Source organism: Streptomyces sp. BK340 (assembly GCF_007827595.1).
In the GTDB taxonomy this organism is placed as follows: domain Bacteria; phylum Actinomycetota; class Actinomycetes; order Streptomycetales; family Streptomycetaceae; genus Streptomyces.
Genome location: NZ_VISR01000010.1, coordinates 69,115 through 85,125, shown reverse-complemented (window position 1 = coordinate 85,125; position 16,011 = coordinate 69,115). Strand labels below are relative to the sequence as shown.

The window sequence follows — 16,011 nt, the reverse complement described above, 5'->3', positions numbered from 1 at the left end:
GACGGCCCACCCCCGCACGGCTCAGCTGACGTTGAGCGCGGCGTCGTCGACGACGAACGACGTCTGGAGGGTGGAGCCCTCGGTGCCGGTGAACTTGATGGTCACCGTCTGGCCCGCGTAGCTCGCGAGGTTGAAGCTGCGCTGGGTGTAGCCACTCGCCGCGTTCAGGTTCGAGTAGGTCGCAAGGGTCGACAGCACGGTGCCGCTGCTGTTGAGGACCTGCGCCTTCAGGGTGTCGTAGGCCGTCGAGGTGGTCGTCTCGGCGGTGTCGACGTGGAGGTAGAAGCTCAGGGTGGCGCTCGTGCACCCGGCGGGGATGGTCACCGACTGCGCGAGCGTGTCGGTGTGGGCGGCGCCGTAACCGTTCAGCCAGGCCTTGTAGGAGCCGGTGCGGGCGGCCTCGCCGGTGTCGTTGGTGATGACACCGCTGGAAGCGGTCCAGGAGCTGGCGCCGGACTCGAAGCCGGGGTTGGCCAGCAGCTGGGCGGCGGTGCAGGTGCCGCCACCGCCACCGCCACCACTGGTGCCCGCGCCGGCCAGCCAGGCGGTCGCGTTGAGGGCGAGGGCCGCGTTGGTGGCGCCGGAGTCGTTCCAGCCGTCGTACAGGGTGTTGCCCGACTGGCCGGTGCCGTCGTCGATCGGCGAGCTGTCGCCCCAGAAGGCGACGCGGCCGCTGCCGAAGGTGGACGTCAGGAAGAAGGCGCCGGTGTTGCCGGAGTAACCGGTGCGGTAGAGCAGGCCCTTGACGCCGGAGTTGTCGGCGGGCTTGAGCGTGGCGGTGGTGCCGCTGGCGATCAGGCTCTTGGTGACGGTGCCGAAGGAGCCGTGCAGGACCGGGTCCGTGCTGTCGCTGATCGCCGACGGGTAGTCGGAGCTGATGCTCAGCGAGTCGATGGAGAAGCCGAACGGGTCGGTGGAGTCGACGCTGTTGTTCGTCATCAGGTCGTTGAGGATCTCGACCGCGTCGTAGCCGTCGTTGTTGCGGTCGGCTCCGGTGTGGTCGGAGATCATGAACAGACCGCCGCCGTTCTTCACGAAGTTCATGATCGCCGTCTTCTCGGCGGTCGTGAACATCGTGTTGGGCTCGGGCAGGACCAGCGTGTCGAAGTTCGACAGGTCGGTGGTCGACGAGCCGCCGTAGCTGAGGCTGGAGCCAGAGGGCAGCGTCTTCAGGCTGTAGCTGCCGGTCTTCTGCAGGTCGACGCCCCAGGAGGACAGGGCGCCGGTCCAGTCCGTCTCGGCGGACGGGGAGGAGTCCTGGCCGAGCGGGTCGGGCTGGCTGGTGGAGATGATCCAGTCCGCGTTGCCGGCCGTCTCGGCATGGGCGTTGTCGAACAGGATCCGGTGCGTGGTGGCCGCGTGGGCGGGGGTGGCGCTCGTGCCGACCTGCAGGGCTGCGGACGTGACGAGCAGCCCGAGTCCGGCCAGGGTGGTGGTGAATCTGCGGCGGGATCTCCTCGATCCGAGCATCCGGCGAACCTCCATGAGGGGTGGGGAGAGGCGGTGGGGGCGCCAAGTCTGCGCGCGTAGAACCCGCTTGAGGGTTCTACACGCGTCGATTGGTTGAAAGGTACATGGCATGTCGGCTCGGTGAACAGAAAGTCCCGGCAATAACCGCGGCGGAGTGCCCGCGGCCGGAGCGGGCACATGGAACGTCAGCGGGGAACGCGACGGAGAGGGGTGGACATGGAGATCTCAGGCCTCATCAGCGCCATCGTCATCGGAATCGTCATCGGCGTGCTGGGCCGGCTGGTCGTACCCGGACGGCAGCACATCGGCATCCTGTGGACCATCGTGGTCGGCATCGTGGCGGCGCTGCTGGGCTCGGCGATCGCCGCCGGGTTCGGGGTCGCGGACACCAAGGGGCCCGACTGGATAGAGTGGTTCATCCAGATCGCCCTCGCGGCCGTGGGTGTCGCCGCGCTGGACCGGGCGCAGGCCCGACGCTGACGGGAGATCAATTCCCGTACAGGTAAGGGGTGGTGGTGCTCAGTGCGTGGAAGCCGAGGCGTTCCAGGATCGGACGGCTCATGACCGAGGCGTCGACCTGGAGGTAGCGGTAGCCGTGGGCGACGCGGGCGCGGTGGGCGACCAGGGCGCGGTAGACGCCCCGGCCCCGCCAGGCCTCGATGATGCCGCCGCCCCACAGTCCGGCGAACCGGCTGCCTGGCGCCAGCTCCATGCGGGCGGCGCCGACCGGCTCGTCCCCGGCGAGCGCGACCACGGCGACGAGCGTGCCGGGGCCGGCGGCCAGCCGGGCGAGCAGCCGGTGGCGCAGCCGCGTGCCGTCGGTGCCGAAGGCCTTCTCGTGCACGTCCACGACGAGGTCGATGCCGGCCGGGTCGGTGGCCTGGACGAAGCGGATCCCCGCGGGCGGCTCCACGTCCGGGGCGAGCCTGGCGGCCTCGCCGATCAGGAGCGTCTCCTCGGGCTCCGCGCGGAATCCGGCGGCGGCGAGCCGGGGGCCGAGATCCACCGGCCTGTCGTGTCCGTAGAGCTTCCACTCGAAGTCGCGGCCGAGGTCCGTGAAGTACGCGATCTGTTCGCCGATCGCCCGGTCCGCGCTCCCCTCGTCCAGGGCGGACCACACCACGCCGTTCCAGCCCTGCGCGTCGGCGACATGGCGGACGACCGGGCCGGTCCGCTCGATCCGGGCTCCGGGCCCGTCGGGGCGTGCGCCCTCGCGCATGTCCCGGTCGTAGAGGGCGAGCACCGCGGTGTGATCCATGGGATCACTCCAGCATCAGCGCCCCGGCGGGGCAACGGAATTACCCTCCGGCCGCACCACCGACAGGTACGCGGTGAGCCGGTCGCGGTTGCGGGCCAGGCAGTCGATGCGGGCCTGGATGCGGTCGATGTGCGACTGCAGCAGGGCCGCCGTCCGCGGGGTCACGCACTCGGCGGGCGGGTGCAGTTCCCCGGGTCCCGACAGGTACGGCAGGATCGCGCGGATCATCTCGGTCGTCAGGCCCGAGTCCAGCAGGCCCCGGATCTGCTGGACGTCCGGCACGGCGGAGTCGGGATAGCTGCGGTAGCCGTTGTCGGCGCGGTCGGGGTGGAGCAGGCCCTGCTCCTCGTAGTAGCGGAGCAGGCGGGTGGGTACGCCGGTGCGCCGGGACAGTTCCCCGATCCTCATTCCCGCCTCCCGGTCCCACGCTTGCCTTCACACTGATGTCAAGGTTCCACCATGGTCGCATGTCCCTGTCTTCCCAGGTCAAGGCCGGTCGGCTGCCGTGGTCGGGGCTGCTCGCCCTGTCCTGCGCCGCCTTCACGGCCGTTCTGACCGAACTCCTGCCCGCGGGTCTGCTGCCCGCGATGGCACCCCGGCTCGGGGTGGCCGAGTCCCGGATCGGCTTCCTCGTCACCGCGTACGCGGCGGCCTCCTTCCTGGCGGCCGTGCCGCTCACGACGGCGCTGCGCCGGCTGCCGCGGCGGCCGGTGCTGTGCGGCGCGCTGCTGGGGTTCGCGGTCAGCGACGCGCTCGTCGCGCTGTCGTCGTCGTACGCGCTCACCTTCGCAGCCCGGCTGCTGGCCGGCGCCATGGGCGGCACGCTGTGGGCGATGCTCGTGGGCTACGCGGCCCGGATGGTGCCGGCCGCCCGGCGCGGCCGGGCCATCGCGGTCGTGCTCGCCGGGATCACCCTGGCCCTGGCGCTGGGCCTGCCCGCCGGTACGGCGCTGGCCGGTGCGGTGGGCTGGCGGGCGGCCTTCGGCTCGCTGGCCGTCCTCGCCGTACTGCTCGTGGTGTGGGTACGGCTGCGGGTGCCGGGCTTCCCGGGCGAACCCCCGCACGCGCGCGTGCCGCTCGACCGGGTCGCCGTACGCCCCGGGATCCGGCCGGTGCTGTCCGTGACGCTGTGTCTGCTGCTGGGGCACCAGGTGATGTACACCTACGTCGCCCCGTTCGCCGCGCACGCCGGATACGCCCGCACCGGCGTGCTGCTCGCGGTGTTCGGGGCCGCCACGGTGGCCGGGATCTGGCTCACCGGCGTGCTGGTCGACCGGCATCTGCGGCCCACGCTGCTCGCGGCGCTCGCCGTGTTCGCGACGGTCCTGCCGGTGCTGGGCCTGGCCTCCGGTGCGCACGCGGTACTGGTCTGCGCCGTCGCCGCGTGGGGCGTGGCCTTCGGCGGGGCGCCGACACTGATCCAGACAGCACTGGTCGACGTCTCGGGCCCGGCCGACGCCGATGTGGCGACCTCGCTGCAGACCACGGTGTACAACGCGGGGATCGCCGCGGGTTCACTGACCGGCGGGGTCGCGCTGGACTCCCTGGGTGCCGGGGCGCTGCCCTGGACGGCGCTCCCCGCGGCCGTGCTCGCGCTGGGGACGGTGGCGGCGGGGCGCCGGTACGCCTTTCCGGCCGTGCGGCACGCTGCGGCGCCCCACGGGAGCCGACTGGCTGTGTCACCCTCGGTGGCCGTAGCCTGCGGCGCCGAAGATCATGCTGCGAGGAGGTCCGTGGCCCATGGTGAAGGGCAGTGAGCTGGGTCATCCGCGCCGGTGCGTCGCGCTGGCGCGGGAGGCGCTCGAGGCGGGCGACGAGCCCTTCGGGTCGGTGCTCGTGGCGGCGGACGGCACGGTCCTCGCCGAGGACCGCAACCGGGTGGCCGCCGGGGACCGCACCCGGCATCCGGAGTTCGAGCCGGCCCGCTGGTCGGCCGCCCACCTCACGCCCGAGGAGCGGGCCGCCGCCACCGTCTACACCTCGGGCGAGCACTGCCCGATGTGTGCGGCCGCGCACGCCTGGGTCGGGCTCGGACGCATCGTGTACATCGCCTCGTCCGAACAACTCGAGTCCTGGCTGGCCGAGTTGGGCGTGCCCGCGGCTCCGGTACGGGCGCTGTCCGTGCGTGAGGTGGCCCCCGGTGCGGCCGTCGAGGGGCCGGTGCCCGAGCTGGTCGAGGAAGTGCGGGACCTGCACCGTCGCTGCCACTCGGACCGTCGCTGACCGGCGCCGCACGCCCCCGGCTGCCGGCGGCCGCCTCAGCCGAGTTCGAGCGTGGCGACGCCGAAGATCCGCTCCCGGGCATGCTCACGGACCGGCCCGGTGTACATCCGGGCCGTCTCGAACGAGGCACTGAAACCGGCCTCCTCGGCCAGCGCGACACCGGCCGTGTTCGGTTCGGGGACGTCGATCGCGACCTCGTGGCCTGCAGCCTCGGTGGTGAGCGCGGCGAACAGGGCCCGGGCGTCGTCGGCGGTGTCGGCGAAGAGCGGGCCGATGCGCAGACTGTCGTGGCCGGGCCGGATCACGCCGTAGCCGGTGAGGCGGTCGCCGTCGTGGCGGAGGAACGCGCGGTGACCGGGTCCGGTGAGCCACTCGGCGAGGAAGCGCGGACGGCCGGCCGGGGAGCAGGCACCGTCGTAGGCGGTGACGGCGGGCAGGTCGGCCGGACCGGCGGGCCGGACACCCTCGGGCATCCGGATCTGCGGGGCGGTGCCGGTGAAGCGGACGGTGCGGTAGGCGAGTTCGAAGCCGGACTGGCGGTAGTTGTCCTGCTGGGCGACGACTCCGTCCAGGCCGACGGTGCGGTTCCCGGCGTGGGCCAGGGCGGTCTTCCAGGTGGTGATGCCGTGGCCGTGGCCGCGCAGGTCCGGGCGGACGAGGTAGCAGCCGAGGAAGGCGTAGTCGGAGCCGTAGTTCACGACGGAGATCGCCGACACCGGCTCCCCGTCGATCCGGCCGAGGAAGAAGCCGTCCGGGTCCTGGGCGAAGAAGGCCGGACCGTCCGACAGCCCGGGGTTCCACCCCTCCGCCGCAGCCCACCCGCTGATCACCGGCCAGTCGGCGAGGGTGGCCTGCGTGACGACGAGGTCCTGGGGGGCCGGAGAGGTCATCGGTGCGCTCCATTGCGTGGGGGTCGGATGTGCCGGGCGGCGCGGTACGGCGACCGCGCCCGCAGCATCCTTGCCGATCAACGCGGGCCGCGCCACGCACGGTTCGGCCGTTGCGGAGACCAAGCCGCCCCGCTGTGGGCCGCGTTGGCAGCTCGCGCCGGACGGGACCCGGACCGGCCCACGCCGACGGCCCCCCGGGCCGGCGTCCGGCGGGGCCGCTCTGCGCGTGTGGGGGTCAGCGGTCCCGGCCGGGGCGGAAGCGGCGGTACAGGGTCGCGCCCGTGAGCAGCAGCGCGGCGCTGCCCGCGACCGCGGGGGCCGTGAGGTCGCTTCCGGTGTGGGCCAGGGTGGCCCCGGGCGGCTGCGTGGTGGGGTGCGGGGCGTGCGGGTGGGCCTTGGTGGGGGCCGGCGGCTTCGGGGTCGGAGCCGGGTGGTGGGTGTTGACCGAGTGGTTGCCCGTGGCCGGGTTGCCCACGCCGACGACGTCGACGGAGTTGCCGCTGACGTTCACCGGCAGGTGGACGGGGAGCTGGACCCCGTTGCCGGAGAGCACACCGGGTGAGTCCTTCGTGCCGCCCTGCGCCGACGCACCGCCGGACGACGAGGCGCCGCCGGACGACGAGGCGCCGCCGGACGTCGACGAGGCGCCGTTGCCGCCACCGCCGCCGTTCGCGCAGGCGTTGCCGGCGGCCGGGTTCAGCAGCCCCACCACGTTCACGGTGTTGCCGCACACGTTCACCGGGACGTGCACCGGGAGCTGAACGGTGTTGCCGGAGAGCACACCGGGCGAACCGGCCGCCGAACCGTCGGCGGCGGCCCCGTCGGCCGCGAAGGCGGCGGACACCGGCATCGCCACAGCCATCGCGCCGGAGGCGGCGACGACGGCGATCACACCGTTTCGGGTAGCCCGTCTCATAGGTTTCCCTGCCTTCCAGACTTCGTCGCGGGCACTCACCCGCATCCCAGAAAACGCATACGAACCATCCGAGTTATGGCTTATCGGCCTTTCACCCCGTCGAGTGACATGATCACTCGAACTGCGCGTAAAGCAATCGAAAGATCATTGATCAAGACCGAAGCCGCGAAAGCCAGATCATCGGACAAGGCGCCCGGAGGCGGCCCGCACAACGCCCGCTTATGGTGAGCGAGGGCGCGGCCCCGGTCCGCGGCGGGCGTGCCCCGGGAGGCGATCGATGCTGGTCAAGCTGTCCACACGGCCCGCCATACGGCGCTGCGCGGGCGCCGGAGCCCTCACCCTGGCGCTGCTCGGGTCCGGGCTGCCCGTGGCGGCCGCCGCCGACCAGCCGCAGCCGGACCTGTCCCGCTTCTACCGGCAGAAGCCGTCCTGGGCGGCCTGTGCGGGCCCGGACATGCCGAAGGACCTCCAGTGCGCGAAGGTGACCGTCCCGCTCGACTACGAGCACCCGGACGCGGGCACCCTCGACCTGGCCCTGGCCCGGTACCGGGCCACCGGTAGGTCGCGGGGCTCGGTGCTGCTGAACTTCGGCGGGCCCGGCGGCGCGGGCATCCCCGAACTCGCCGGGGGCGGAAAGCAGTTCATGGACCTGACCAACGGCTACGACGTGGTCACCTTCGACCCGCGCGGCGTCGGCCGCTCCTCCCCCGTGAGCTGCGGCCAGGGCACCGAGGACGCCGCGGCGGCGATGGGCCGGAACGCCGACATCGGCCACCCCCAGGCCCTGCTGCAGAAGCTGCGGCAGGCTGCCGACCAGTGCGCCAGGCACTCCGGCCCGGTCCTGCGGCACATAGGCACCGTGAACGCCGCCCGGGACATGGACGTCATCCGCCAGGCCCTCGGCGACAAGAAGCTCAACTACCTGGGCTTCTCCTACGGCACCCGGCTCGGTGCGGTGTACGCGGCGCAGTTCCCCGACAAGCTCGGCCGGATGGCCCTGGACGGCGTGGACACCCTGACGGAGCCGCTGTCCGAGCAGGGCCTGGCGGGCGCCGAGGGGCAGCAGACCGCACTCGACGACTTCCTGGACTGGTGCACGACCGACATCGCATGCCCGTTCGGGCAGGACCGGCGCATGGCCGGGGACCAGGTCGTCCAGCTGGTGCGCTCGCTCGACGAGAACCCGGTGCCCACGGACTTCGGCGGCACGTTCTCCGGCCAGGACCTGGTGGGCGCCGTCGGGCAGGCCCTGTACAGCAAGGACATGTGGCCCTCGCTGGAGCGTGCGCTCGTCTCGCTGGTCGAGGACGGCGACACGCGGCGGCTGCTCGGCCTCACCTCCGGAGGCGGTTTCGCCGTGCCCGTCCGGCAGGACGGCCGGGGGAAGGCCAAGGGCGGCCCGAGGCGGGACGGCGGGCTCGTGGACGCCCAGGACGTCCCGGCGGACAACCTGCCGGCCGCACTGATGGCGATCAACTGCGCGGACGACCCCGACCGGCCCGGCGAAGCGCAGATCGCCAGGGACCTGAAGGATCTCCAGGCCGCCTACGACCAGGCGTCGCCGGTCTTCGGCCGCTTCCGGCTCACCCAGCTGCTGATGTGCTACGGCCGCCCCAAGGGCACGAAGTTCATCCGCGACCGGGTCAAGAACCTCGACTCGGCGAAGATGCTGCTGGTGGGCACGCGCGGCGACCCGGCGACGCCGTACCGCTGGACCGAGGAGACGGCCGGGCGGCTCGGTTCCTCCGCCGTGGTGCTCGACAACAAGGGCGACGGACACACCGGCTACTCGTCGTCCACGTGCGTGCACCGCAAGGTCAACGACTTCCTGCTGTACGGCACCCTGCCACCGAGCGGCAGCTCCTGCCCCGCGGACGGGAACACCTGGAGTTCCACCACGAACACCAGTGATTGACGACAGGAGCAGCGCAACCGGGTGGCAGGTGTGAGTCGGGCACAACCTGCCGGCCGGCCCGGACGTCACACCAGGCAGGCGCGCCTCGGCCCGCCGTACCCGTACATGAACGTGTCAGGGGGCACCCGCCATGCGTATCCGCGCCGTCATCGCCGTACCCGCCGTCTCCGCCGCCGCGGCGGCCCTGCTGCTCACCGCGCCGCCGAGCCAGGCGGCCACGGGGCACGCCCGGCCCGCCCGCTGCGCGGAGAAGGCACTGAGCCTGCGGGCGAAGGCCGCGCCCGGCGACCCCGCCGTGGTGCGGGTCAGGGTGACCAACATCGGCGCCGGGGCCTGTGTCGTCGACCGGGTGCCCACGGTCACCTTCGGCGACCTGGACGGAGCCGCGCTGCCGGTGCCGGCGGGCGGTGGGGGCACGTACCGGCTCGGGGCCGGGAAGACCGCCTACGCGGCCGTACGCACCATCGTCGACCCGGCGGACCCCGAGGCCCGCCGGGTGGACGCGATCACCGTGGCCGCCTCGGCCTCCCAGTGGGGCCGCGCCTTCACCGCCCCACAGCTCGGCACCGGGAGCGAGGTCCGGGTGTGGGAGCCGGTGACGACGTGGTGGCAGCCGACGGCGGCGGCCGCGGACCGGGCACTGCGCCACGGCTGAGGGCCGGCTCCGGGGAGCCCCGCGCACCGGGTACTCGGCCGCGACCGAGGGCGCTCCCCAGGGGGCCGGGGACGGGGGGAGCCGCGGACCCGGTGTCGGGGCCTCAGGCGAGGGTCAGTTCCGGGTTGTACAGGTCGAGCCACTGGGCGAGGTCCAGGGCGCGCTCCAGGCCGCGGCGGGCCACCTGGGTGCTGACGGGGGTGTCGTTCTCGGCGGCCTCCCGGATCCGATCCCGGTCGACCAGGTCGAAGACGCGGTGGGAGGGCCGGGCGAGGAGGTCCCTCACCTGGGCCTGCAGGGCACGGGCGTACCGCGGGTCCTGGGTGGACGGGTACGGGCTCTTGACCCGGTCGTACACCGACCGCGGCAGGAGGTCCGCGGTGGCTTCCCTGAGCAGGCTCTTCTCCCGGCCGTCGAAGGACTTCAGCGACCAGGGCGTGTTGTAGACGTACTCGACCAGCCGGTGGTCGCAGTACGGCACCCGGACCTCCAGCCCGACGGCCATGCTCATCCGGTCCTTGCGGTCGAGCAGGGTGCGGACGAAGCGGGTCAGGTGCAGGTGGCAGATCTGCCGCATCCGGTACTCGAAGTCGCTCTCGCCGTCCAGGCGGTGGATGGCGGCGACGGCGGTGCGGTAACCGTCGGCGATGTATCGCTCCAGGTCCAGGGTCTTGGCCAGGTCGGGGCGCAGTACGCCGGCGTCGTCGCCGAAGTGGCGGCCGAAGTGCACCAGCCAGGGGAAGGTCTCGGCGCGGCGGGCCTCCTCGTCGAAGAACTGCAGGTAGCCGCCGAAGACCTCGTCGGCCGACTCACCGGACAGGGCGACCGTGGACTGGTCCCGGATGGCCCGGAAGAGCAGCAGCAGCGAGGTGTCCATGTCGCCGAAGCCGGCCGGCAGGTCGCGCGCCCGGATCACCTTCTCCCGCACGCCCGGGTCGGCGAGGGACTGGGCGTCCAGGACGATGTCCTGGTGGTCGGTGCAGGCAAGCCGGGCCACGTCGTGCACGAAGGGGGTGTCCGGGGTGCCGCGCAGCTCGTCGGCGACGAAGTTGTCGGTCTGGCCGACGAAGTCAACGGAGAAGCTGCGGACCTTCTCGCCGTGCTCGGCGAGCTGCCGGGCGGCGAGCGCGGTCATGGCGGAGGAGTCGAGGCCGCCGGAGAGCAGGGTGCAGCGCGGGACGTCGGCGACCAGCTGGCGGCGCACGATGTCGTCCAGCAGCGAGCGCACGGTGGCGACGGTGGTGTCGCGGTCGTCGCTGTGCGCACGGGTCTCCAGCCGCCAGTAGACGCGGGTGCGCAGGCCCGCGCGGTCGACGGTGACGACGGTGCCGGGTTCGACCTCGTGCATGCCGTCCCACACGGCGTGTCCCGGGGTCTTGACCATGGTGAACATCTCGCGCAGGCCGTCCAGGGCGACCCGGGGCCGGGCGAGCGGGTTGGCGAGGATCGCCTTGGGTTCGGAGCCGAACAGGACGCCGTCCGGGGTCGGGTGGTAGTAGAACGGCTTGATGCCCATGCGGTCGCGGATCATGACCAGCCGGTCGTGGCGGCCGTCCCACACGGCGAAGGCGTACATGCCGTTCAGCCGCTCGGCGACGGCGTCGCCCCATTCGAGGTAGCCGTGGAGGACCACCTCGGTGTCGGAGTCGGTCGTGAACCGGTGGCCGCGGTCGGTGAGTTCGCGGCGGAGTTCGGTGAAGTTGTACGCCTCCCCGGAGTAGACGAGAGCGACGGCCCCCTCGGGGGTGCGGACGGACATCGGCTGGCGGCCGCCGGGGAGGTCGATGATCGCGAGGCGGCGGTGGCCCAGGGCGGCGGGGCCCTCGGCCCAGGTGCCCCGGTCGTCCGGGCCACGGCAGGCCATCGTCTCGGTCATCGCATGCAGAGCGGTGGACTCGGTGGTCAGGTCACGGTCGAAGGAGACCCAACCGCTGATGCCGCACATGCGCCGCCTCCCGCCTCCGGCCGGCGGCCGTCCCGTCGCTCGTCCGAGCTTTCCGGGGTGGACAGAAGGCGACCGCCGAACCGGTTGTATCGAGCACCTATACGACGAGCCTCCGTCAGGAACTCGCGGCGGTCAACGCGGGCGCAACACGGACGGCCCGCACCCCCTCAGGGTTTCGGCCGTGTTTTGCCCGCGCGAAATGGAAGAACCGCCGTGGCGCCGGGCCGGCAGGACAGGAACCGGCCACGGGCAAAAACTTCGCCAAGCGGCTCCGGCGCTAGGCCTTCGCAGTCAGAAACCAGTCAAGCGCAGCGGTGAGTTCGGCCGGCTTCTCCACGGGCAGCTCATGGCCCGCGTCGATGATGCGCACGACCGCGTTCGGGTAGGCCTTCGCCATCCGGAGCATCTGCCGCACGGGCAGCTGGATGTCGTGGTAGCCGTGCACCATCAGGGTGGGCGTGCCGATCTCACCGGCCCGGTCGAGGAGGTCGAAGGCCCGCATGGCGCCGTACAGGGTCATGACGACCTCGCGCGGGGTGTCGGCGGAGGAGCGGATGTACTCCCGGACCTCCTCGCGCGGGTACCCCGGGGCGAAGGCCCGCTGGATGTTGGTCGCGACGAACAGCTTGTACGGCACCAGGGTGGAGGCGGCCATGAGCAGCCCCCGGCCGCGGTTGTACGTCATCCGCCCGATCGAGTTGACCAGCACCATCCGCTCCACCCGGTCCGCGTGGGAGAGGGCGATGGTCTGGGAGATCATCCCGCCCATCGAGTGGCCGACCAGCACGAACCGCTCCACCTCCAGGTGGTCGAGGAGGGCGAGGACGTCCTTCGCCAGCTCCGCGATCGTGCGCACCCCGGCCCCCGTGCTCTCGCCGTGCCCGCGCAGGTCCAGCCGGATCACCCGCCGGCCGGCCGAGAAGTGCGCCAGCTGGTGGTCCCAGCGGTGCCGGTTGGCGGTCCAGCCGTGCACGAACACCACGGGCACGTCCGCGCCGTCACGGGGGCCCTCGTCGTCGTACGTCAGTACGGCTCCGTCGACGTCGAGCTGCGGCATGGGGGCCTCCTGGGTGCGCTGCGGTTACTGATCGGTACGGTAACCGGCCGCATGCCCCGCCGTCACCGGCGTTCCCCGAGGAATTCGAGGATGTGACCGAAGACGTCGAGGGCGGCGCCCCGGCCCAGGAACGTGTCCAGGTGACCGTAGCCCGGGATCTCGGTGTAGGAGACGTCCAGCTGCGGCTGCCGCCGGGCCAGCACCTCGTGGCAGAGCCGCTGCGAGTCCAGCCACAGCCCGTTCTCGCTGCCCGAGAGCAGCAGGACGGGGGTGTCGATGCGGGCGGCCGCGTCGAGGGCGTTCTGCGGCAGCGCCCGGTAGCGGTGATCGGTGTCGTGCCAGCGGACCACGCTGCGGGCCAGCTCGATCCGGCGCAGGTGCGGCAGGATCCACAGCGGGGCGGGGCCGAGCAGCTCGGCCAGCCGGTCGTGGGTCGCGTCGGCCAGGTTCTCGTGGACGAAGAGGGAGGCGCCCGTGCCCCAGGCCGAGTGGTGCAGGATCTGGCAGGTCGGATCGGGGCAGCTCGCCCTGCGGGCGGCCAGGGCGAACAGCGGGGTGTACTTCGACCACAGGCCCACCTTGCGGAAGTCGACCGGGATGTGGTCGATCCGGGTCTTCAGCAACTCCCCCGCCACGGACATCCGCAGCGACGTCCGCCCCGCCAGCCTGGGCGTCAGGAAGACTCCCTGCGAGACCACGCCCGCCAGCCCCGGCACCAGCCCGGCCGTCATGCTCAGCGACAGGGTGAGCGAGCCGATGCAGTGCGCGACCACGAACAGCGGGCGCTCGCCGATGCGCCCGCGGATGTGGGCGACGGCCTCGGGGATGTCGTACAGCGCCACGTCGTCGTAGGTGTAGCGCCGGCCGGTCTCGTTGTACGGCAGCCGACAGCTGCCCCGCCAGTCCAGCAGCCAGGGCTCGTAGCCGTCGTCGAGGAGCGCGTCCACGAGGTTGCGGGTCTCGGGCAGCAGGAACATGTCGGCGGAGGCGGTGTGCCCGTGCAGGAGCAGCACGGCGGGCCGGCCGGTGTCCCCGGTGTCGACACGGGTCAGGCCGAGGCGTACGCCGTCGCTCGTACGGAACGGGATCTCCTCGACGCGGGCCGGGTCGAGGCGGTGGCGCAGGGGGCGCAGGGCCTCGGTGGTGCGGACCCTGCGGAGCGCCGGCCGGGCCGTCCGGGAGGAGGTGGTCCTGAAGATCATCGGTGGTGCTCCCTGAGGGTCGGGGTGCGGCGCAGGTCGAGAAGGTCCGCCGCGGCCCGGGCGAACGGGGCGAGCAGGCCGCGGCCCATCTCCAGGCCGAACCAGGCGAGCCAGGTCAGCTTGGCCGCCCGCTTCTCCTGGGCGGTCAGGCGCGGGTCCACCTTGATGCCGTCGATCTGGTCGCGGACGTAGGAGTCGGCGGGTACGACGACCTCGCCCAGCAGACTCGCGGCCTCGCCCTCGCGGCCGATCTCCACGGTGAGCGCACGGGTCTGTCGCCACAGGTCCCGGCGGGCCCGCGCGTACTTGCGGCCCTCCAGCCACCACTGGCCGCCGTCCGCGTCGCGCAGCCTCAGCCGGTAGCGCAGGAGCTGGTGACGGAGACCGTGCTGGAGCGGGATGCCCTCCTCGGGCCGGACCCAGACGTCGCCGCGTTCCACGGTGAGCGGCTCCGGGTGGACCGCCGGGCAGGTCACCTCGCCCGTGACGTCCACCCGGCGCTCCTTGACCAGCTGGTACATGCTGGCGATGGACAGGGTGAGCGCCATCGAGCAGGGGGTCTCGGCGGCGGCGCCGACCGGGCCGACGGTGCCCTCGGTCGTCTCGGCGAACCAGAGGTAGGGCTGGTCGTCCTTGTGCGGAAGCCGGGCGAGGCCGTCGTCGGCGAGCTTCTCGAAGGTCTTCATCTGGGCCTGGGCGTCGTACCGGGCGGCCGGCGTGAGGCCGAGGGCGGCGACCAGGGCGTCGGTGCGCTCCGCGCCGGCGGCCGGGCCCTTCAGGGTGGCCTCGCACAGTTTCAGCGCGGTGGGGCTCTGCAGCACCCGGGAGAGGAAGGCGAGTTCGGGCACCGGCTCGGCCTGCAGGCGGGCGAGCGTGTCGGCGCGCCACTCGTCCCAGTCCTGGACGCGGACGTGCATGCCGCCCAGCGCCATGTCCTGTACGACGTCGTCCAGGGTGTTGGGCACACCCGTGAGGTTGTAGTCGAAGCCCCACGCGTCGGGCTCGCAGATCGCGGCGACCGCGACCCGGCTGACCCAGTCGACGGGGGCAGCGTTGAGGTAGCGGAACGCCGGTACGGTGCGGAAGCGGCCGAAGGCCGATGTCAGGCCGCTGCTGAGGTCCAGCGGGTTGTAGGCGCCGGTCTTCGTGTGGCCGCCGATGCCGCCCGGGCGGAGCGCGGTGACGACGAGTCCGTGGTCGCGTGCACGGCGCAGCGCGACCTCGGCGGCCCACTTCGACTGGTCGTAGCCGGAGATGAGCCGGTCGACGTGGGCGAGCGGGTCGTCCTCGCCCATGGACGTGATGCCGACCTCGTTGAACACGGCGATGGACGAGATGTGGTGCAGCGGCTTGGGCCGGCCGGTCGCGGCCAGCTCGGCGAGGGTGAGCGTGCCGAGGACGTTGCTGCTTCTCAGCGACTGGTAGCCGCGCAGGAAGTCCACGGCGGCCGCGACGCCGACGATGCTGTCGAGTTCGTGCGCGAGGGTGTGCCACTGCTCGTCGGTGAGCCCGAGACGCGGGCTGCGGATGTCGCCGGGCAGCACGGTGACGCGCCGGCGTGTCTCCGCGGACCACGGCAGCTTGTAGCTGCGCAGCTGAGCGCCGAGCCGTTCGGTCGCGGCAGCCTCGTCGGCCGCGCGGACCAGGCAGTACACATGCGCGTCGCTGTGCCGCAGCAGGTCGAGCAGCATGTGGCTGCCCAGGAACCCGGTCGCACCGGTCAGCAGGATCCGCCGCGGCGCGAGCGGCTCGGGCACGTCGGTGAACGGCAGCCGGTCGGCGAGGGCGAGGTCGGCCAGGATCTGGTCGAGGTCTTCCTGCCGGGCCCGGGAGTGCGGGGCGTCGGGCCGGTACGGGGTGGCGGGTACGGCGGGCGGGGTGCGGGGGGACGGGATGGGGAGGGTGTGGGGGGCGGGCGCCGGGGAGGCGAGGGAGGCGGCCGGGGCGGGCACGCCGTGGGAGACACCGGGCGCGGCGGGGGCGGCCGAGGGCGCGGTGGGTGCGGAGGTGCCCGGTGCCGCGGCGAGCGGTGCCGGCGTGGCCGAGGGCGTCGTTGTCGTCGTCGCCTCGACCAGCAGCAGCCACCTTCGGGCCAGACTCGCCGGGCGGGCATCCGCGAAGACCTCGTCGAGGTCGATCTCGATGCCCAGCTCGGCCTCCAGTTCGGCGGCCAGCTCGACCGCGTCGACGGATGTGCCGCCCGCGTCGAAGAAGTCGGCGTCGGGCGCCAGCCGGCCGGAGGGCAGGTGGCGTCCGGCCGCGGCGGCGATGACGGCCGTCAGGCCCGCCAGGTCGGGTGCCGGGGCCCGGGCGGGCTCGGGCCCGGTGTCCGCCGCCCGCACCTTGGCCAGCAGGCCGGCCACGCCGAGTCCGCCGCCGCCCCGTTCGATCGACTCGGCGATCGCCCGCCGGCCGGCGTAGGCCGACTCCTCGTTCACGTCACGCATGAGAGCCCTTCGCATTGTGCTCGGTCTTGTTCC

At 72.8% G+C, this 16,011-nt stretch carries 14 protein-coding genes; 5 read left to right on the top strand and 9 right to left on the bottom strand.

What is annotated here, in order from left to right:
* Positions 1–21 precede the first annotated feature (21 nt).
* Positions 22–1,470, bottom strand: coding sequence for a hydrolase (locus FB157_RS19560; protein ID WP_145881471.1), 1,449 nt, complete (start codon positions 1,468–1,470; stop codon positions 22–24).
* 216 nt (positions 1,471–1,686) lie between these two features.
* Here FB157_RS19560 and FB157_RS19555 point away from each other — a divergent pair, with 216 nt between their 5' ends.
* A complete protein-coding gene (locus tag FB157_RS19555) occupies positions 1,687–1,950 on the top strand; it encodes a GlsB/YeaQ/YmgE family stress response membrane protein (protein WP_145881469.1) in 264 nt (87 codons plus the stop codon).
* Positions 1,951–1,957: 7 nt separating this feature from the next.
* Here the strand turns inward: FB157_RS19555 and FB157_RS19550 are convergent, their stop codons facing one another.
* A complete protein-coding gene (locus FB157_RS19550; RefSeq protein ID WP_145881468.1) occupies positions 1,958–2,728 on the bottom strand; it encodes a GNAT family N-acetyltransferase in 771 nt (256 codons plus the stop codon).
* A 15-nt stretch (positions 2,729–2,743) separates the two neighbouring features.
* Positions 2,744–3,136, bottom strand: a complete 393-nt coding sequence (locus FB157_RS19545; protein WP_145881466.1) for a MerR family transcriptional regulator — start codon at positions 3,134–3,136, stop codon at positions 2,744–2,746.
* A gap of 59 nt (positions 3,137–3,195) precedes the next feature.
* Between FB157_RS19545 and FB157_RS19540 the strand changes: the two genes are divergently transcribed.
* Positions 3,196–4,485: an MFS transporter gene (locus FB157_RS19540; protein WP_145881464.1), complete on the top strand. Its 1,290-nt coding sequence runs from the start codon at positions 3,196–3,198 to the stop codon at positions 4,483–4,485.
* Positions 4,469–4,951 (top strand): nucleoside deaminase, encoded by a 483-nt coding sequence (locus FB157_RS19535; protein WP_145881462.1) that lies wholly within the window; start codon positions 4,469–4,471, stop codon positions 4,949–4,951. Before FB157_RS19540 ends, FB157_RS19535 begins: the two co-directional genes overlap by 17 nt.
* 35 nt (positions 4,952–4,986) lie before the next feature.
* On the opposite strand, the gene FB157_RS19530 is transcribed toward FB157_RS19535, so the two are convergent.
* Both FB157_RS19530 and FB157_RS49425 read right to left on the bottom strand, forming a co-directional pair.
* A complete protein-coding gene (locus FB157_RS19530; RefSeq protein WP_145881460.1) occupies positions 4,987–5,841 on the bottom strand; it encodes a GNAT family N-acetyltransferase in 855 nt (284 codons plus the stop codon).
* A 235-nt stretch (positions 5,842–6,076) separates the two neighbouring features.
* Complete coding sequence (locus FB157_RS49425; RefSeq protein ID WP_145881459.1) at positions 6,077–6,733, bottom strand: chaplin; 657 nt, start codon at positions 6,731–6,733, stop codon at positions 6,077–6,079.
* 301 nt (positions 6,734–7,034) lie between these two features.
* Here FB157_RS49425 and FB157_RS19520 point away from each other — a divergent pair, with 301 nt between their 5' ends.
* Both FB157_RS19520 and FB157_RS19515 read left to right on the top strand, forming a co-directional pair.
* Positions 7,035–8,672, top strand: coding sequence for an alpha/beta hydrolase (locus FB157_RS19520; protein WP_145881457.1), 1,638 nt, complete (start codon positions 7,035–7,037; stop codon positions 8,670–8,672).
* Between the two features lie 130 nt (positions 8,673–8,802).
* The gene (locus FB157_RS19515) at positions 8,803–9,327 is read left to right on the top strand and encodes a DUF4232 domain-containing protein (RefSeq protein WP_145881455.1); all 525 of its coding nucleotides are present in this window, start codon (positions 8,803–8,805) and stop codon (positions 9,325–9,327) included.
* A gap of 103 nt (positions 9,328–9,430) precedes the next feature.
* Here FB157_RS19515 and asnB read toward each other — a convergent pair whose 3' ends face one another.
* The 4 genes from asnB to FB157_RS19495 form a co-directional block, all read right to left on the bottom strand.
* Positions 9,431–11,272, bottom strand: a complete 1,842-nt coding sequence (asnB, locus tag FB157_RS19510; protein WP_145881454.1) for an asparagine synthase (glutamine-hydrolyzing) — start codon at positions 11,270–11,272, stop codon at positions 9,431–9,433.
* 277 nt (positions 11,273–11,549) lie between these two features.
* Positions 11,550–12,329: an alpha/beta fold hydrolase gene (locus FB157_RS19505; protein ID WP_145881452.1), complete on the bottom strand. Its 780-nt coding sequence runs from the start codon at positions 12,327–12,329 to the stop codon at positions 11,550–11,552.
* Positions 12,330–12,391: 62 nt separating this feature from the next.
* Positions 12,392–13,531, bottom strand: coding sequence for an alpha/beta hydrolase (locus FB157_RS19500; protein WP_145881450.1), 1,140 nt, complete (start codon positions 13,529–13,531; stop codon positions 12,392–12,394).
* Positions 13,528–15,978 carry a thioester reductase domain-containing protein gene (locus FB157_RS19495; protein WP_145881448.1) on the bottom strand — a complete coding sequence of 817 codons (2,451 nt, stop codon included), beginning with the start codon at positions 15,976–15,978 and terminating at the stop codon, positions 13,528–13,530. Before FB157_RS19495 ends, FB157_RS19500 begins: the two co-directional genes overlap by 4 nt.
* Between the last annotated feature and the right edge of the window lie 33 nt (positions 15,979–16,011).